Origin of the sequence: Asanoa ishikariensis, from assembly GCF_900107455.1 — a bacterium.
In the GTDB taxonomy this organism is placed as follows: Bacteria; Actinomycetota; Actinomycetes; order Mycobacteriales; family Micromonosporaceae; genus Asanoa; species Asanoa ishikariensis.
Window position 1 is genome coordinate 1035134 of sequence record NZ_FNQB01000003.1, and the last position, 15810, is coordinate 1050943.

Consider the following 15810-nt stretch of genomic DNA (forward strand, 5'->3'; position numbering starts at 1 on the left):
GGAGCGACCGGGCGGACTCCGCCCCGACCACGACGGCGGCGACCGCATCGCCCGTGGGATGCCGTCGGTGCGGTGGCCGGGATCGCCAGCGCACTGATCGCGGTGGTCTTCGGGATCGCCCAGTGTGGACCGTCCTCCGACCCGAAGCGAGTCAGTGACGCCACGACCAGCACGCCCACTCTGCCGCCGCCGACGTCAGAACCGGCCCGGCCGGAGACGCCCGCTGACGATCTGCTCGAACTCGTCGAGATGGAGTACGGGCAGGAGGCGGCCGAAGTCGAGGTGACCGGCATGCTGGAACCCGGGGCTCCGACCGCGGACCCGCCGGAGCCGGACACCAAACCCGTCAAGGTTCGCCCGCTCGTGCTGACGTTGCGCAACACCGGCGACAACCCGCTCGTCCTGACCGGGCTGAAGGTGGTCGTCCACGAGGTCTTGATGGTGCCAGCCTGCGCCACTGAAGGGGGAGGCGGGGTAGCTCCCACGCTCAACTACGAGTTCCGCTTCCCCGTCCCGCCGACCAGCGAGTGGTCGGCGACCGGGCCGCAGAACTTCGCGGTAGAACCGCGCAGCGTCGACGCGCTTTCGGTCACGATCGGCCCCGCCGCGAGCGGCGATGCCGTATACGTCTGGCGCTACTCCGTCCACGCGGTCGTCAAGGACGGCCGCGAAATCCTTTGGGGAGGCGGGGTAGGCACCGACGGGTTCGAGGTCTCCGTCGATGACTACCTGGCATACACGGTGTACGGCCAGGACTCGGGCGCATCGCCGGCCGCGATTCGGGCATGCGCCGACGAGGTGGTCGAGACCGTGCAGGGCTACATCGACCAGTCGACGGCGCCGGCGTTCGCGGTGCAGTCCGAGGTCGAGCACCTGATCGAGGCGTACCAGCGGCTGGCCAGCAAATAGACGGAGAGCCCGACCGATCCCTGCTGGGACCGGCCGGGCTCATCCGTTCTAGTGGGTCAGGAAAGGTCGAACCGGTCGAGCTCCATGACCTTCGTCCAGGCGGCGACGAAGGCGGTGGCGAACCGCTCACCGGCGTCCTGGCTCGCGTAGACCTCGGCCAGCGCCCGCAGCTGCGAGTTGGAGCCGAAGACGAGGTCGACCGCGGTGGCGGTCCACTTCACCTCGTCGGTGGTCACGTCGCGGATCTCGTACACGTGCTCGTCGGTCTCCGACGCCTTCCACCGCGTGCCCGGGGAGAGCAGGTTGGCGAAGAAGTCGTTGGTGAGCAGGCCCGGCCGGTCGGTGAGCACGCCGTGCTTGGCGCCGCCGACGTTGGCACCGAGGGAGCGCAGGCCGCCGACGAGGACGGTCATCTCGGGCGCGGTCAGGTTCAACATGTACGCGCGGTCGATCAGCAGGACCTCCGGCTGGGTCTTCTCCCCGGCACGCAGGTAGTTGCGGAACCCGTCGGCGCGCGGCTCGAGCACCCGGAAGGACTCGGCGTCGGTCTGCTCCGCGGTGGCGTCGGTGCGGCCCGGGCGGAACGGGACGCTGACGTCGACACCGGCGTCGCGCGCGGCCTTCTCGACCGCGGCCGAACCGGCCAGCACGATCAGGTCGGCGATCGAGATCTTCGCGCCGCCGGCCTCGTTGAACTTGCGCCGGATGCCCTCGAGGGTGTCGAGGACGGTCGCGAGCTGCTCGGGCTCGTTGACGTCCCAGCCGCGCTGCGGCTCGAGGCGGATCCGGGCGCCGTTGGCACCGCCGCGCTTGTCGGTGGAGCGGAAGCTCGCAGCCGAGGCCCACGCGGTCGAGACGAGCTGGGCCGTGGTGAGGCCCGACTCCAGGACCATCGCCTTGAGCGTCGCGACGTCGGCCTCACCCACGAGCTCGTGGTCGACGGCCGGCAGCGGGTCCTGCCAGAGCTGCGGCTCGGCGACCCACGGGCCCAGGAAGCGGCTGACCGGACCCATGTCGCGGTGCAGCAGCTTGTACCAGGCCTTGGCGAACGCCAGCGCGAACTCGTCCGGGTTCTCCAGGAAACGACGGGAGATCCGCTCGTACGCCGGGTCGACGCGCAGCGACAGGTCGGTCGTGAGCATGGTCGGCTTGTGCTTCTTGGCCGCGTCATACGCGTCCGGGATGATCGCCTCGGCGTCCTTGGCCACCCACTGCTTGGCGCCGCCGGGGCTGGTCGTCAGCTCCCACTCGTACCCGAAGAGGATCTCGAAGAAGCGGTTGCTCCACTGGGTCGGCTTGTCGGTCCAGGTGACCTCGAGGCCGCTGGTGATCGTGTCGGCACCCTTGCCGCTGGCGTAGCTGCTCAGCCAGCCCAGGCCCTGCGCATCGATCGACGCGCCCTCGGGCTCGGCGCCCACGTGGTTGTCGGCCGGGCCGGCGCCGTGGGTCTTGCCGAAGGTGTGACCGCCGGCGATCAGTGCGACGGTCTCCTCGTCGTTCATCGCCATGCGGCCGAAGGTCTCGCGGATGAAGTGCGCCGCCGCGGCCGGGTCGGCGTTGCCGCGGGGACCCTCCGGGTTGACGTAGATGAGACCCATCTCGGTCGCGCCGACGTTGTCGGACATCGTGGTGTCATCGACGTAGCGGTCGCCGAGCCAGGTGTCCTCGGGGCCCCAGAAGATCTCCTCGGGCTCCCAGACGTCCTGGCGGCCGAAGCCGAAGCCGAAGGTCTTGAAGCCCATCGACTCCAGGGCCACGTTGCCGCCGAGCACGAGCAAGTCGGCCCACGAGATCTGCTGGCCGTACTTCTGCTTGACCGGCCACAGCAGACGGCGGGCCTTGTCGAGGTTGGCGTTGTCGGGCCAACTGTTGAGCGGCGCGAACCGCTGGCCGCCGTCACCGGCACCACCGCGACCATCATGGATGCGGTACGTGCCCGCGGCGTGCCAGCTCATCCGGATCATCAGGCCGCCGTAGTGGCCGAAGTCCGCCGGCCACCAGTCCTGCGAGGTGGTGAGCACCTCGGCGATGTCGCGCTTGATGGCCTCGACGTCGAGTGACGCGAACGCCTGCGCGTAGCTGAAGTCCTCGCCCAGCGGGTTGCCCTTGGCCGAGTGGGCGTGCAGCACCGAGAGGTCGAGCTGGTTGGGCCACCAGTCGCGGTTGGTGTGCGGCCTGGTGTTCTTCGGGGTTGGCGCGTCGATCGCCGGGTTCTCGCTCTCGCTGCCGTGCGCGGTCACGGAGTCATGCGCGACCGGGCAACCGCCGCTCTGGTCCTTGTCCTGTATGTCGCTCATTCGCATCCTTCCGCAGCCGCGCCTCGACGAGGCCGATCGCCGTACGCGATGACGCTAGGCCACATTCTGGAACAATTCAAGATTACTGGCGGCGTTGGTTCGTTGACTGTTCGCGGTGCTCGCGATCATCCGAGAGGATGTTCTCCTCCGGAGAGGACAATCCAACATGACCGAGTTGTACGCGGAACGGGCTCGTCAAGCGATCGTCGAACACACCCTTCGTATGGCGGAATCGGCCGCCGCGGCCGGACCTGAGGCCGCCGTGCCGACGGCCTCCGAATGGACCGTCGCTGACCTGGTCGAGCACGTGGGTCAGACCCAACACTGGGTCGCGGAGATCATCGAGCGACGCATCACCGACCCGGCTCAGCTGCCCACGGAGATGGCCGTGTTTCCTGCCGACCCTGGCGCCTGGCCGGCGTGGCTGGCGGAGTCCGCGCGGCGGGTCGCGAGCGCGTGCTCCGACGACGCGCTCGACGCGCCGGTGTTCAACCCGGCGCGGGACGAGCGGACCGGGACGCGATTCTGGTTGACCAGCTCCGTCAACGAGGCGGTCGTGCACGGCTTCGACGCGGCCGGTGCGGCGGACCGACCGCTCGAGGTCGACGCTGACGTCGCGGGCACGCTCATCAGCAACCACTTCGCGATGCTCACCTCCCCCACCTGGGAGCTGCTGCGGTCCGAGTCCGCACACGCCATCCGGGGCAGCGGGCAGACCCTGCAGTGGGTGGCCACCGACGCGGGCGCCTGGTTCGTCGAGCGGCGGCCGGGCGGGGCGGCGTGGCAGCACGCGAGCCAGCAGGCCGACGTGACGGTGACCGGCCCGGCGCGATCTCTGCTGCTGACCTTGACCCGACGGCTCCCGCTCTCTTCAGCCACGGACGTCAGCGTCGACGGCGACGCCGATCTGGTGCGGCACTGGCTCGACAACACCGCCCACGTCGCCGACTGAAAGTTGTCGTAGGCCCGTGTGACCATCACGGACATGGATGAACGGTGGGGACTGCTCGGTGTGCCGTCCAGTGCCGGCGCGCACACACCAGGCCTGGAGAAGGGGCCGGCGGCTCTCCGTGCCGCCGGGCTGGCTTCTCTGCTGGTCGGCGGGGTCCATGACTACGGCGACGTGCCGGGCTTCCGCTGGCGGGCTGACCTATCGCGGCCCACGGCCAAGAACGTCGACGCCGTCGCGCGGGTCGCGTCCGACACCGCGGCCGGGGTCGAGCGCATCCTCGCGGCGGGTCAGTTGCCGTTCGTCATCGGTGGCGACTGCTCGATCACCGTCGGGGTGGTGGCCGGGTTCGTTCGTGCGGGCATGGGTCCGGCGTTGCTCTACGTCGACGGCGGGCCGGATCTCTACACCCCCGGCACGCGGGCCAACGGCAACCTCGACTCGATGGGCCTGGCCCACCTGCTGGCCATCCCCGGCCACGTGCCGGCGCTCGCCGGCATCGGGCCGGTGACGCCGCTGCTCTCCGCCGCTTCAGTCGTGTCCTACGGGCATGCGCTGCCGGCTGTCGACGTCGAGTTGGACCTGCTCAACGCGCTCGGCATCACCCACCTGCACGCCGACGAGGTGCACGCCGACCCGGTGCGGGCCGCCGAGCGCGCGCGTGCCGCGATCGAGTCGGCGGGGCCACGGTTCGTGGTGCACTGCGACGTCGACGTGCTCTCCTTCAACGACACTCCCCTGGCCGACGTGCCGGACTCGGGCGACGAGCCGATCGGCCTGCGACTACCCGAGCTGGCCGCGAGCCTGTCGGTGTTCGCGTCCAGCCCGCGGTTCGCCGGGCTCGTGCTGACCGAGGTGAACCCCGACCACGCGCCCGAACCGGACGTTCTCCCCCACTTCGTGACGACCCTGGCCAAGGCCCTGGCCGGACCGGAGGTAAGCCGTTGACGGCTCCTATGCTCTCGGCGTGCCGACGTTCGAGGAACTGAGGAAGCTCAACGAGCTGCTGCCGGACCCGTCCACCCTGCTGTTCGACGTGCGGCTCGGCGAACGCGACGACCCGGCCGGCCGGCGGGGCGCGGTCGAGCACTGGGCCTTCCTCGCCGGCCGCAAGGGCTACACCGTGACGCCGCGGGACGCCCGGTCCGAGCACACCGCCGCGACCTACTGCGGTGAGGTCGATGTCGACGGGCTCGGCTACGAGGTGCACCGCGGACCACGGCGACGGCTCGTCGAGATGTCCCAGGACGCGGCCGGCACGTCGCAGGGACGGTTCGTGCTTGGCGAGGCGATCTGGGCTGTGCCAGTGCCGCCGGAGCCGGAGCCGGTCTACTGCCCGTGGTGCACCGACGGCCCGCCGGACACGTTTCGGCTGGCCGGGTCGAGCACCAACGACGGCATCTTCTCCGTCTGGGCGGTCGAAAACGCGGACGGCACAGGGCGCGGCCTCGTCGTTCAGCAGGACCCTGACGAGGACGAACCGGACACCGTCTGCTTCGAGCCCGCGCACGCGGTCCTTGAGGCCGGCGTGCGCGGGTGGACGCTGTCCACCGACGAGCTGGCGCTGCACTTCACCGACGAGGCGGCCGGCGAGTTGGACCTTGCCGATGGCGCCCGCTGGCTGCGGTTCCAGCTCTCGCTGAAGCCGGCACAACACCGCAAGCTACGTGCCGGCCTCGAGAAGGTATTCGGCCCGGCCGCCTGAACCGCCCGGAGCCCGGCCGCCTGAGAGACCTGGCGTGTCGGGCTGTTGAGCGCTCACCCTGCCGGGCTGCTGCGGGCCTAGCGCTCCGGACCGCCCGGCGGCCCGGGCCGGCGGTAAGCTCCGCACCCCGGACAGCCCGGCCCGCCGGGCCGCCTGGCGGCTCATGTCGCGCAGGAGCTAAGGACTCCCGACCGCCAGAGCCCTCGGCCTGCCGGGCCGCCGCCAGCTCAGCCTTGGGCCAGGCCGCGCTCGATCGCTTCGATGATGCGCGGCCGTAGCTCGGCGGCGCTGATGATGGCGTCCACCGAGCCGACCTCGACCGCGCGCTGGATGCTGTGGACCCGGTCGAACTCCGCGGCTACCTCGCCCAGCTTCTCCGCCCGCACTGCCGACGCGACCTCGGCGAGGCGTGCGTTCAGCGCCGCCCGCTCCGCCCCGCTGGCCGACGACACGGCGGCCTGCAGGTCGGTGACGCGCGGGTCGGTGGCGGTGCGGTTGTTGACCTCGCCGGAGAAGACCACGGCCGCCGCCGGCGCGCCGCCGAGGACCGAGGCGAACGAGCCCTCCAGGGCCAGCACGGTCATGTTCGGGTTCAGGGCCTTCGAGAAGACCACGAACGCGCCGCCGTGGTAGCGGGAGATCACGCAGAAGACGATCGGGCCCTTGAAGTTGACGATCGCCCGGCCGATCTCGGCGCCGTATTCGAGCTGGAGATTGCGCATCGACTCCGGTGAGCCGTCGAAGCCCGACAGGTTGGCCAGCACGACCAGTGGGCGGTTGCCCGAGGCCGCGTTGATCGCTCGGGCGGTCTTCTTCGACGAGCGTGGGAACAGGGTTCCCGCGGTGTACGTGTCCGGGCCGTCGGTGGGCGGGAAGCCGCGCCGTGGGACCGAGCGGGACTCGATGCCGACGAGACATACGGGCCAGCCGCCGATGTGGACGTCCTGGATCGCCGAGGTCTCCGCGTCCGCCATGCCGGCCCAGCGTTCCAGCACCGCGTGGTCCTGGTCGGACAGTGCCCGCATCACCGTGCGGATGTCGAAGGCCTTCTTGCGGTCCGGGTTGTGCGCCGGGGAGAAGATCTGGCCGACCGTCGTGAAGTCGCTGCCGGCGACCACGTGCGGGAAGTGCGACACGTCGCGGTCGGTCGGGTCCGAGGTCTCGGCGCGGCGCGGGCCGGACTCGCCGGGCACGACGTACGTGTGGTCGTAGTGCGCCATCAGCACGTCGCGGGCGGCGGTCAGGTTCGGCGCCCAGTACTGCGCCTGGCCGTTGGGGCCCATCACCCGGTCGTAGCCGCCGATGCCGAAGTTGTCCTCGGCCGACACGCCGCCGGAGAAGTCCAGTGACTGCTTGCCGGTGAGCACCATCGCCGAGTCCGGCGTCATGACCAGGATGCCCTTGGTGTGCATGAGCATCGTGGCCTCGGCGTTCCAGTACGGCTGCGCCCCGACGTTGATGCCCGCGACCACGACGTTGATCTCGCCGCCGCCCTGGGTGAACGTGACGATCCGCTTGAGTGCGGCCGCGACCCAGTCCATGTTCTCGGTGCCCGAGGTCATCGAGATCCGGGCGCCGGCCGACAGCGCGAACCACTCCAGCGGCGCCCGCATCGACTCGGCCAGGTCCAGCGCCGCGATCACCCGCGCGCACTCGGGCTCCGACAGCGCGCCCAGTGCCTTGGTCGGGTCACCGAGCAGCACCACCCGGGTGATCCCTTCGGGGTGCCGGTCGGTCACGGTCGTGACTACGCCGGCCACGATCGCCGCCGTGTTCTTGCCCTTCGGCCGGTCGACGGGCGCGAGCACGCCGGAAGCGTCGAGGTCGTGCTCCACGAACGAGCCGAGCAGACCGGTCAGCTCGTACGGGTAGACGTTGCCCCGTCGGGCCGCCCGGAGCACCTTCTGCCGGTAGTCGTCCAGCGGCCGCAGCGGTTCGGTCGGCGGCTTGTCGACGTGCAGCGTCGCGTCGTGCCCCGGGTCGAGGGTGATCCGGACCGCGACCTCGGCCAACTCGCCGGCGGCGTTGCGCTGCCGCGCGATGAACTGCACCTCTTCGAGGCCCGCGCCGGCCGTGGTCGGCAGGATCCGGGCGACCAGCGCCTGGAGCTCGTCCATGGTCAGCTCGGTCGACGGCCAGACGTACATCATGATGCGGTTGGTGTCGTAGCGCTTGTTCTGCGGCCGCTGCGCCTGGATGTTGCGGATCGCGTCCAGGCCGGCCGTGATCGCGTCTTCGAGCGCGGGCAGCGCGACCAGCCGGCCGTCGGCCTCGCGCAGTGGCGTCAGGTCGCGGACCTGGCCCATCGCGATCAGCCGCTCGTCGGCCGGGTTGCTGCGGGCGGCCGCCTTGAACAGGTAGATCTCCTCGTCGGCGGACGGCAGCCGGGTGAGGTGGAACTCGCGCAGCCGGTTGAGCTGGAGCCGCTGGGCGATCTGCGGGTGCAGGCCGCGGATCAGCCGGTCCTCGACGAAGCCCGAGCCGGTCTCGGAAGGACGGAACGTGAAGTGGTGGTGCACCACCGCGCCGCTGGTGCCGGCGATCGTGGTGGTGATCCGGCGTACGCCGGCCGGCAACGAGGCCGCCGCCACCAGCGCACCGAGCCGCACCGCCACGGCGTCGCCGTCCGGCTGGTCCTCCCACGTGACATAGAGGTCCGCGACCAGCCCCCGCGAAGGCGTGTCGGTCGCGAACGCGGCGACCGCACCGAGCGCGTCCGGCAGAGCGGCGATGTCGACGGCGGTGGTCACGACCTGGGTGGCGCCGCGCGGCCCGATGTGTGACGCGGTCACGAACCGGCAGCCGGCCGTCTCGTGCACGGTGACAGCGGACAGTGCCCGGTTGCCGTAGTAGCGCCGGGTCAGCACCTCCAGCAGCGGCGCGTGGTCCAGACCGGCCCGGCCGGCGCGCTGACCGATCAGCCGGACCAGCGGCTCGTTGCTGGCGACCATCGCCTGGATCCGCTCTTCGCGGTCGGCGGCGGACGGGTTGGCGTCGAGGTAGCGCAGGTCGGCGCGGACGGCGGCGTACACCTTGGCGCGGTTGCGGCGCAGCAGCGGCTGGGCGAACCACCGGAACACCACGCCGCGCGCCAGATCGGAGACCGCCGGGAAGCGGACCTGGGTGGCGGCGATGACGTGTTCGAGGGTGAGCCCGACGCGCTCGCTGAGTGCCTCGGCCGGCGGGGCGCCGACCAGCCACTGACGCAGCAGCTCCGAGGCGATCCGGACGGAGGTGGTCATCTGCTGCTGGGCCAGGAAGATCCGGAAGACCGCGGACTCGAGCTCCGGCGTACGGTCGAAGCCGTCGATGCCGTAGTGGGCGAGAACGGTGGCCAGCTTGGCCTGGAAGCTCTCGCTGAGGCCGGCGCGCTCGATGTCGAGGCTCCGCAGGTAGCTGTGGAAGGCCTCGCGCGGGCTGTGCACCGGGCTGTCGGGCTCGGCGTCGAGCTCGCCGCCGGGCTTGTTGCGGCTGAGCTCGGACAGGTCGGCGAAGACGGTGAGCAGGCCGAGCTCGCCCTCGACGGGCTGGCCGCCCTGTTCGGTGCGGGCGGCCAGGTAGGCGGCCAGCACCCGCTTGTGGTCGCCGGCGTCGCCGTCGAACCCGAGCAACAGGCCGCGCAGGTCCTGCAGGCCGCGGGCCACGCGGGCGGTGGCCGAGCCGTTCGCGGGCGGCGCGGGCAGCTCGAGCTGGACGGCGGCCGACGAAGCTTCGGCTTCGGCCTCCTCGCCGCCGAGCGGCTCCAGCCGCATCAGCGGGGCGCCGGTCTCCACCTGGCTGCCGACGGACACCGGGCATTCGCGGACCCGGGCCCGGAACGGCGCGCGCAGCACCGTCTCCATCTTCATGCTCTCCAGCACGAGGATCGGGGCGCCGGACTCGACCTCGTCGCCGACGGCCAGCGGGGTGGCGACGACCAGCGCCGGGGCCGGTGAGCGGACGACGCCGCCCTCGTCGCGGCTGATCCGGTGGGTGACGCCGTCGACCTCGACCAGGTGCACCGGGCCGTGGGTCGCCGAGATCATCCGGAACCTGTTGCCGTTGACGACGACCTGGCCGCTGTGCTCGTCGAACCGGTCCAGTTCGACGTCGGCCCAGTCCTCGCCGAGTCCGACCCGGAACCGCTTGGGGCCGACCCGGGCGACGCTGACCCGGTAGCCGCTGCCGCGCAGCTTGAGGTCGAGCGGGCGGCCCGGGTCGTGGTGCACCTGCGGGCGGCCGCCGTGGGCGGTGGACAGCAGCCGGCGGCGGCTGATCTCTTCCTCGTCCTCGTAGGCCTCGATCGCGGCGGCGGCCAGGGCGACCGCGGAGTGGCGGTGGCTGACCAGCCGGCCCTGTGCGCGTACCCGGTCGATCCAGCCGGTGTCGGCACTCGCGTCGACGACCTCGGGCTGGTTGAGCAGGTCGAGCACGAAGCTCTTGTTGGTGGCGCCGCCCTCGATGATGACCGTGGTCTCGGCCATCGCCCGGCGCAGGCGGCCGAGCGCCTGTTCGCGGTCACGACCGTACGCGATGATCTTGGCGATCATCGAGTCGAAGTCGGCCGGGATGGTGTCGCCCTCGCTGACGCCGGTGTCGACGCGGATGCCGGGGCCGGTGGGCAGCACCAGGCGTGCGATGCGGCCGGGCGCGGGCGCGAAGTCGCGGTCCGGGTCCTCGGCGTTGAGCCGGGCCTCGATGGCGTGCCCGGACTCGGCCGGCTGGTCGCCGGTCAGCCGGCCGCCGCCGGCCACGTGGAGCTGGAGCCGGACCAGGTCGGTGCCGGTGGTGAGCTCGGTGATCGGGTGCTCGACCTGGAGGCGGGTGTTGACCTCGAGGAACGCGAACAGCTTGTCGCCGGGGTGGTAGAGGAACTCGACGGTGCAGGCGCCGCGGTAGCCGACGGCCACGGCCAGCCGCTCCGCGGACGTCTTCAGCTCAGCCGCCTGCGAAACCGAGAGCACCGGCGAGGCGGACTCCTCGATGATCTTCTGGTTGCGGCGCTGCACGGAGCAGTCGCGCACGCCCAGCGCCCAGGCGGTGCCCTCGCCGTCGGCGATGACCTGGACCTCGACGTGCCGGGCGCCGGTGACCAGGCGCTCCAGGAAGACCACGCCGGAACCGAACGCGCGCTGCGCCTCCTGGCTGGTCCGCTCGTACGCGTCGGCGAGGTCCTCCCCCGACGCCACCATCCGGATGCCGCGCCCGCCGCCACCGGCGGTCGCCTTGAGCATCAGCGGGTAGCCGATCCGCTCACCGGCGGCCAGCGCGTCCTCGAGGGTGGCCACCTCGCCGCGGCTCCACGGCGCCACCGGGACGCCGACCTCCTCGGCGATCAGCTTGGCGCCGATCTTGTCGCCCAGCTTGCGCATCGCGTCGGCGCTCGGGCCGACGAAGGTGACGCCGAGCTTCTCGCAGAGCTCGGCGAACGCCGGGTCCTCGGCGACGAAGCCCCAACCGACCCAGGCGGCGTCGGCGCCGGTCTCGACAAGTGCGCGTTCCAGGACGCCATGGTCGAGGTACGGGCGGGCGGAGGCCGGACCCAGCGGGTACGCGATGTCGGCGGCCCGCACGAACGTCGCGTTGCGGTCGGCGTCGGTGTAGAGGGCTACCGTCTCGATGCGCGCTCCGGTCTCCGCGGACAGATCCCGGACGGCGTGGATGAGCCGCATCGCGGCTTCTCCACGGTTGACGATGGCGACACGACTGAACACCGGCTGAGCCTCCCACTGACGAATGCGCGAAAGCGAAGCCCGGATCTCGGGCCGTCGCCGGCACTCGCCCTTACCCTGCCCGATTACCCTCCGGTACACCAACGCGCCACCTCGCGCATGGCGTGGCCGACATGTTGTGGAGACCCGACAAGAGGTGGACCGGATTACTTCACGGTCCGTGTTGGACCGATAACGATCAGGAGATCGTGCACCGGATCTCGCCGTGCAGGACCACGAACCAGCCGTCTTCGGCTGCCGCCCAGGCTCGCCAGCCGGCGGCCAGCCTTCGCAGGTCAGCCGGGGAAGCCAGGCCGAGTTCGATCGCGCGCTCCCCGATCGCCGAGCCGACCACCCGGTCCGCCCACATCCCGCCCCACCAGGCGCGGTCCTCCGGGCTGGCGAAAGTCCAGGTCGACGACGTCGCGATGACGTCGTCGAGACCGGCGGCGTGGGCCCAGGAGAGCAGCCGGCGTCCGGCGTCCGGCTCGCCGCCGTTGGCCCGGGCGACCCGGCGGTAGAGGTCGAGCCACTCGGACAATGCGGGCACCTCGGGCCACCAGGTGAACGCCGCGTAGTCGCTGTCCCGGGCGGCGACCACGCCGCCGGGCCGGCAGACGCGGGCCATCTCGCGCAGCGCGGTCACCGGGTCGGCGACGTGCTGGAGCACCTGGTGCGCGTGCACGACGTCGAAGGTGTCGTCCTCGAAGCTGAGCGCGTGCACGTCCTCGACTGCGAAGTCGATGGCCAGGCCGCGTTCGGCGGCGACCGCGCGGGCGGCATCGAGAGCGGCGGGCGCGGTCTCGACCGCCGTCACCGAGCCGACCCGGGCGGCCAGGTCGGCGGTGATCGTGCCGGGGCCGCAGCCGACGTCGAGCAGCCGGGCGTCGGGGGTCAGCGTGGGCAGCAGGTAGGCGGCGGAGTTCTCGGCGGTGCGCCAGCGGTGGGAGCGCAGCACGGACTCGTGGTGCCCGTGGGTGTAGACGGCCATGCCGCTGACCGTACGCCTGTCATCCCGCGATTCGGGAGGGTACTCCTACTTCTTGGGACAGCGCCTCGAGAAGCGACTGCGTGAGGGGGTCGTTGGAACGGCGCCGGGCGGTCGCGACGCCGATCCGGCGCGACGGCCGCGGCGGCTCCAGCGGGACCATCGCGAGGCCGGCGGCGTCGGCGATGAGCGCGGTGTGCGGAATCAGGCTGACGCCGACGCCGACCCGGACCAGCGCCTGGGCGAACACGTAGTCGGTGCTGCGGCAGGCCACGTCGACCTCGAAGCCGGCGAGGGCGGCGTAGTGGCCGAGCATGTCGGCGGCCGTGAGGCAGCCCTGGACGAAACGCTCGCCGGCGAGGTCGGCCATGGCGATCTCGTCGCGGGCGGCGAGTCGGTGCCCGGCCGGCAGCACGACCCACATCGGATCATCGAGCAGCGGGGTCCAGGTCAGGCCGGACCGGTCGTCGGGGCTGACCGGCGGCGGTCCGTCGAAGTGGTAGCTCAGCGCGAGGTCGGCCGCGCCCGAGCGGACCTGGAGAAGGCTCGCGTCGGGCTCGCTCTCCAGCACGGTGATCGACACCTCGGGGTGCAGGGCGGAGAACCGGGTCAGCGCACCGGGCAGCAGCCGCTGGCCACCGCTGGCGAACGTCGAGATGGTCAGCCGCGGGCCGACGTCGGCGAGCCGGGCGATCTCGCGCTCGGCGTTCTCGAGCTCTGCGGCGATCACGTCGGCCGCCTCGACGAGCACCCGGCCGGCCTCGGTGACCTCGATGCCGCGGGTGCTGCGGCAGACCACGCCGGCGCCCAGCGAGCGTTCGAGCGCGCTGATCTGTTGCGAGACCGCGGACGGGGTAAGCCGGAGCACGGCCGCCGCGCGGTTGAAACTGCCCTGCCGGGCAACCTCGCGGAAGACCCGGAGCCGCTGCACATCAATCATCAGTTTTCCTTAACACGAGCAGCCCAAATCATCACTACCGCTGAATACGGTACGGGACGAGGCTCAAGGTGTGAACAGACGAGCCTGGATCCTTTTCGCAACGGTCGCCGTCCTCTGGGGCATCCCGTACCTGCTGATCAAGATCGCCATCGAGGACCTCTCGCCGCTGATCGTGGTCTTCGGCCGGGTGGCCATCGCAGCCCTCGTCCTGGTGCCGATCGCCGCCGCGCAAGGCACCCTCTCATCGCTGCGCCGCCACCTCGGCCCGATCACCTTCCTCGGCCTCGTCCACATCGTCGGGCCGTTCCTGCTGATCACCTACGGTGAGGTGCACATCAGCTCGTCGCTGACGGGCCTGCTGATCGCCATCGAGCCCGTGCTGATCGCGCTGCTCATGCTGCGCGCGGAGCCCCTGACCCGGGTGCGCGGTGCCGGCCTGACACTGGGTCTGGTCGGCGTGGCGGTGCTGGTCGGCCTCGACGTCTCCGGCGATCGCCTGGGCCTGCTCGGCGCGGGCATGGTCCTGCTGGCGACCCTGCTGTACGCGGTGGCCACGGTCTACGTGCAGCGGAAGGCGTCCGACGTGCCACCCACGGCCCTGGTAGCCGGCACGACCACAGTGAGCACGCTGGTGCTCGCCCCGTTCGCGGCCTTCAACCTGCCGACGACCCCGGTCAGCGGCGGATCGTGGGCGGCGCTGCTGGCCCTGGGCCTGCTCTGCACCGCGGTCGCGCTGCTCGCCTTCTACCGCCTGATCGGCGAGGCGGGCCCGGGCCGCGCGGGCCTGGTCACCTACGCGAACCCGGTGGTCGCGGTCCTGCTGGGCGTCGCGATCCTGAACGAGCCGCTGCACACCAGCACGATCCTCGGCTTCGCCCTGATCGTCGCGGGCTGCTGGCTCTCCACCCGCCCGACCCGCAGTGCGAGCCCGCGGCCCTCGACCGAATCCGCCGCGCCGGTCGAGGTCGGCGCGGCGAGTCGGTAGGACCGCAGCCGCTCACGCTCGTCGTCGCCACTGACGACGAGCGTGAGCGGCTTTCGGCTTTGTGGTCCGATTGGGGTAGGTTCGATGATCATGAGATCGCAGACCCGTCGTGATGCCGGCTTCACCGCGGTGTTTCTCGGCTTCTTCGCGTCGGCCTGGTTCGGGTGGGCGCAAGCCGACCAGTCGTCGGCGTGGCTCACCGCCGGCAGCATCGTCTCGGTGCTCGTGGCGGTCATCGGCCTCGTGACCGGGCTGCGCGCGCCCGCCGAGGGCTCCGCGATGAAGGACCGGGCGGCCAGCCGGCGGTACGGGATCATCGTCGGCATCGAGTTCGCGGTGATCTTCGCGGGCGCCATCCTGCTCGGCCGGCTCGGTCAACCTGACTACATTCCGGTCTGGGTGGCGTTCGTCGTGGGCATCCACTTCGTACCGTTGGCGCCCGTGCTCGGCGACCCGCTGCTGCGTCCGCTGGCCGTCGCGACCTGCGTCGTCGCGGTCGCCGGCCTGATCACCGGGCTGGCCACCGACGTCGCGCCGAGCCTCGTGGTGGGTGTCGGGACCGGGTCGCTGCTGCTCGCCTACTCGCTGCAGGCGCTGGCCCGCGGCGCGCGTCGACGGGCAGAATCCTCGCTGTGACCACATGGGAGTACGCCCGCCTGGAGTACCGGTCCGCCGGCACCTACGGCGAGGACCAGTTCATGGACTGGAACGCCACCTTTCACCACTCCGGCGGCGCCCAGCGGTGGGGCACCGACGAGCGGTTCAACGACATGCTCCACCTGAACCGGGCCGGGGCCGCGGGCTGGCAGGCCTACGACCGCAGCGCCACCCACTTCCCCAACGAGCCTCATCGGCTGTACGGGGTCACGTACTCGCTGCGCCGCCCGGTCGAGTAGCCACGCCGTCCTCGATCGCCCAGCGCAGGAAGTCGAAGGTCTCCTGGCCGCGCTCGACAAGGTCGTCGTAAGCGGTCGGCTGCCCCGGGTTCTCGCGGATGCGCAGCGCGTCGACGGCCAGGCGGTGCCACCGCGGGTCCAGCTCCTCTGCCACGTACCGGCCGGCGCCGCTCTTGGAGGTCAGCTCGTCCTTGGCCAGCAGATGGTGCAGCCGCGCGACGCCGAGCACGATCCACGCGACGGACGGCTCGTGGCTTCCGATCGCTTCGACGCCGGCCTCCTCGATCTGCGGGACATAACCCCGCCAGTACGTGTCGAGGTTCGCGCGGGTGAACCCCCGCAGCTCGGTCCGGTCGGTACGGGTGACACCCACCGGGGCACGTTAGCCCGCCGGGTCCGTGCGACCTGCGCCACGCACAGGTTGTGCAGTTCTCGGCTACGCCGCTATAGG

Annotated in this window: 12 protein-coding genes; 7 read left to right on the plus strand and 5 right to left on the minus strand. The window is 71.4% G+C overall.

Annotated features, from left to right (window positions below):
- The first annotated feature begins 72 nt into the window (after positions 1 to 72).
- Complete coding sequence (locus tag BLV39_RS28805) at positions 73 to 909, plus strand: hypothetical protein (RefSeq protein WP_090799705.1); 837 nt, start codon at positions 73 to 75, stop codon at positions 907 to 909.
- A gap of 56 nt (positions 910 to 965) precedes the next feature.
- Here BLV39_RS28805 and katG read toward each other — a convergent pair whose 3' ends face one another.
- Positions 966 to 3206 (minus strand): catalase/peroxidase HPI, encoded by a 2241-nt coding sequence (gene katG, locus BLV39_RS28810; RefSeq protein WP_176985121.1) that lies wholly within the window; start codon positions 3204 to 3206, stop codon positions 966 to 968.
- A gap of 166 nt (positions 3207 to 3372) precedes the next feature.
- On the opposite strand from katG, the gene BLV39_RS28815 reads away from it, so the two are divergent.
- Genes BLV39_RS28815 through BLV39_RS28825 form a run of 3 tightly spaced genes read left to right on the plus strand, consistent with a single transcriptional unit; the run spans position 3373 to position 5860 of the window.
- Positions 3373 to 4158: a maleylpyruvate isomerase family mycothiol-dependent enzyme gene (locus BLV39_RS28815; protein WP_090799711.1), complete on the plus strand. Its 786-nt coding sequence runs from the start codon at positions 3373 to 3375 to the stop codon at positions 4156 to 4158.
- 33 nt (positions 4159 to 4191) lie between these two features.
- The gene (locus BLV39_RS28820) at positions 4192 to 5103 is read left to right on the plus strand and encodes an arginase family protein (protein ID WP_090800764.1); all 912 of its coding nucleotides are present in this window, start codon (positions 4192 to 4194) and stop codon (positions 5101 to 5103) included.
- Between the two features lie 19 nt (positions 5104 to 5122).
- On the plus strand, positions 5123 to 5860 hold the full coding sequence (locus tag BLV39_RS28825) for a hypothetical protein (protein WP_090799714.1): 738 nt from the start codon (positions 5123 to 5125) through the stop codon (positions 5858 to 5860).
- A gap of 227 nt (positions 5861 to 6087) precedes the next feature.
- Here BLV39_RS28825 and BLV39_RS28830 read toward each other — a convergent pair whose 3' ends face one another.
- From BLV39_RS28830 to BLV39_RS28840, 3 genes are all read right to left on the minus strand, one after another.
- A complete protein-coding gene (locus tag BLV39_RS28830; protein WP_090799716.1) occupies positions 6088 to 11553 on the minus strand; it encodes an ATP-binding protein in 5466 nt (1821 codons plus the stop codon).
- A 196-nt stretch (positions 11554 to 11749) separates the two neighbouring features.
- Positions 11750 to 12541, minus strand: a complete 792-nt coding sequence (locus BLV39_RS28835) for a class I SAM-dependent methyltransferase (RefSeq protein ID WP_090799718.1) — start codon at positions 12539 to 12541, stop codon at positions 11750 to 11752.
- A 19-nt stretch (positions 12542 to 12560) separates the two neighbouring features.
- Entirely contained in the window at positions 12561 to 13478 is a 918-nt protein-coding gene (locus BLV39_RS28840; RefSeq protein ID WP_090799720.1) for a LysR family transcriptional regulator, read from the minus strand.
- 70 nt (positions 13479 to 13548) lie between these two features.
- On the opposite strand from BLV39_RS28840, the gene BLV39_RS28845 reads away from it, so the two are divergent.
- The 3 genes from BLV39_RS28845 (at position 13549) to BLV39_RS28855 (ending at position 15359) form a co-directional block, all read left to right on the plus strand.
- Positions 13549 to 14463, plus strand: a complete 915-nt coding sequence (locus BLV39_RS28845; protein WP_090799722.1) for a DMT family transporter — start codon at positions 13549 to 13551, stop codon at positions 14461 to 14463.
- A 90-nt stretch (positions 14464 to 14553) separates the two neighbouring features.
- Positions 14554 to 15099, plus strand: coding sequence for a hypothetical protein (locus BLV39_RS28850; protein ID WP_143049916.1), 546 nt, complete (start codon positions 14554 to 14556; stop codon positions 15097 to 15099).
- Positions 15096 to 15359, plus strand: coding sequence for a hypothetical protein (locus tag BLV39_RS28855; protein ID WP_090799727.1), 264 nt, complete (start codon positions 15096 to 15098; stop codon positions 15357 to 15359). The genes BLV39_RS28850 and BLV39_RS28855 overlap by 4 nt, the downstream gene beginning before the upstream one ends.
- Here BLV39_RS28855 and BLV39_RS28860 read toward each other — a convergent pair.
- Positions 15328 to 15732: a hypothetical protein gene (locus BLV39_RS28860; RefSeq protein WP_090799730.1), complete on the minus strand. Its 405-nt coding sequence runs from the start codon at positions 15730 to 15732 to the stop codon at positions 15328 to 15330. The genes BLV39_RS28855 and BLV39_RS28860 overlap by 32 nt on opposite strands.
- Positions 15733 to 15810: the final 78 nt, after the last annotated feature.

Bases quoted from the DNA above. Each gene is read 5' to 3' on its own strand.
- BLV39_RS28840 (WP_090799720.1), bottom strand. From the start codon at position 13,478: ATGATTGATGTGCAGCGGCTCCGGGTCTTCCGCGAGGTTGCCCGGCAG.
- BLV39_RS28820 (WP_090800764.1), top strand. From the start codon at position 4,192: ATGGATGAACGGTGGGGACTGCTCGGTGTGCCGTCCAGTGCCGGCGCG.
- BLV39_RS28815 (WP_090799711.1), top strand. From the start codon at position 3,373: ATGACCGAGTTGTACGCGGAACGGGCTCGTCAAGCGATCGTCGAACAC.
- BLV39_RS28835 (WP_090799718.1), bottom strand. From the start codon at position 12,541: ATGGCCGTCTACACCCACGGGCACCACGAGTCCGTGCTGCGCTCCCAC.
- BLV39_RS28850 (WP_143049916.1), top strand. From the start codon at position 14,554: ATGAGATCGCAGACCCGTCGTGATGCCGGCTTCACCGCGGTGTTTCTC.
- katG (WP_176985121.1), bottom strand. From the start codon at position 3,206: ATGAGCGACATACAGGACAAGGACCAGAGCGGCGGTTGCCCGGTCGCG.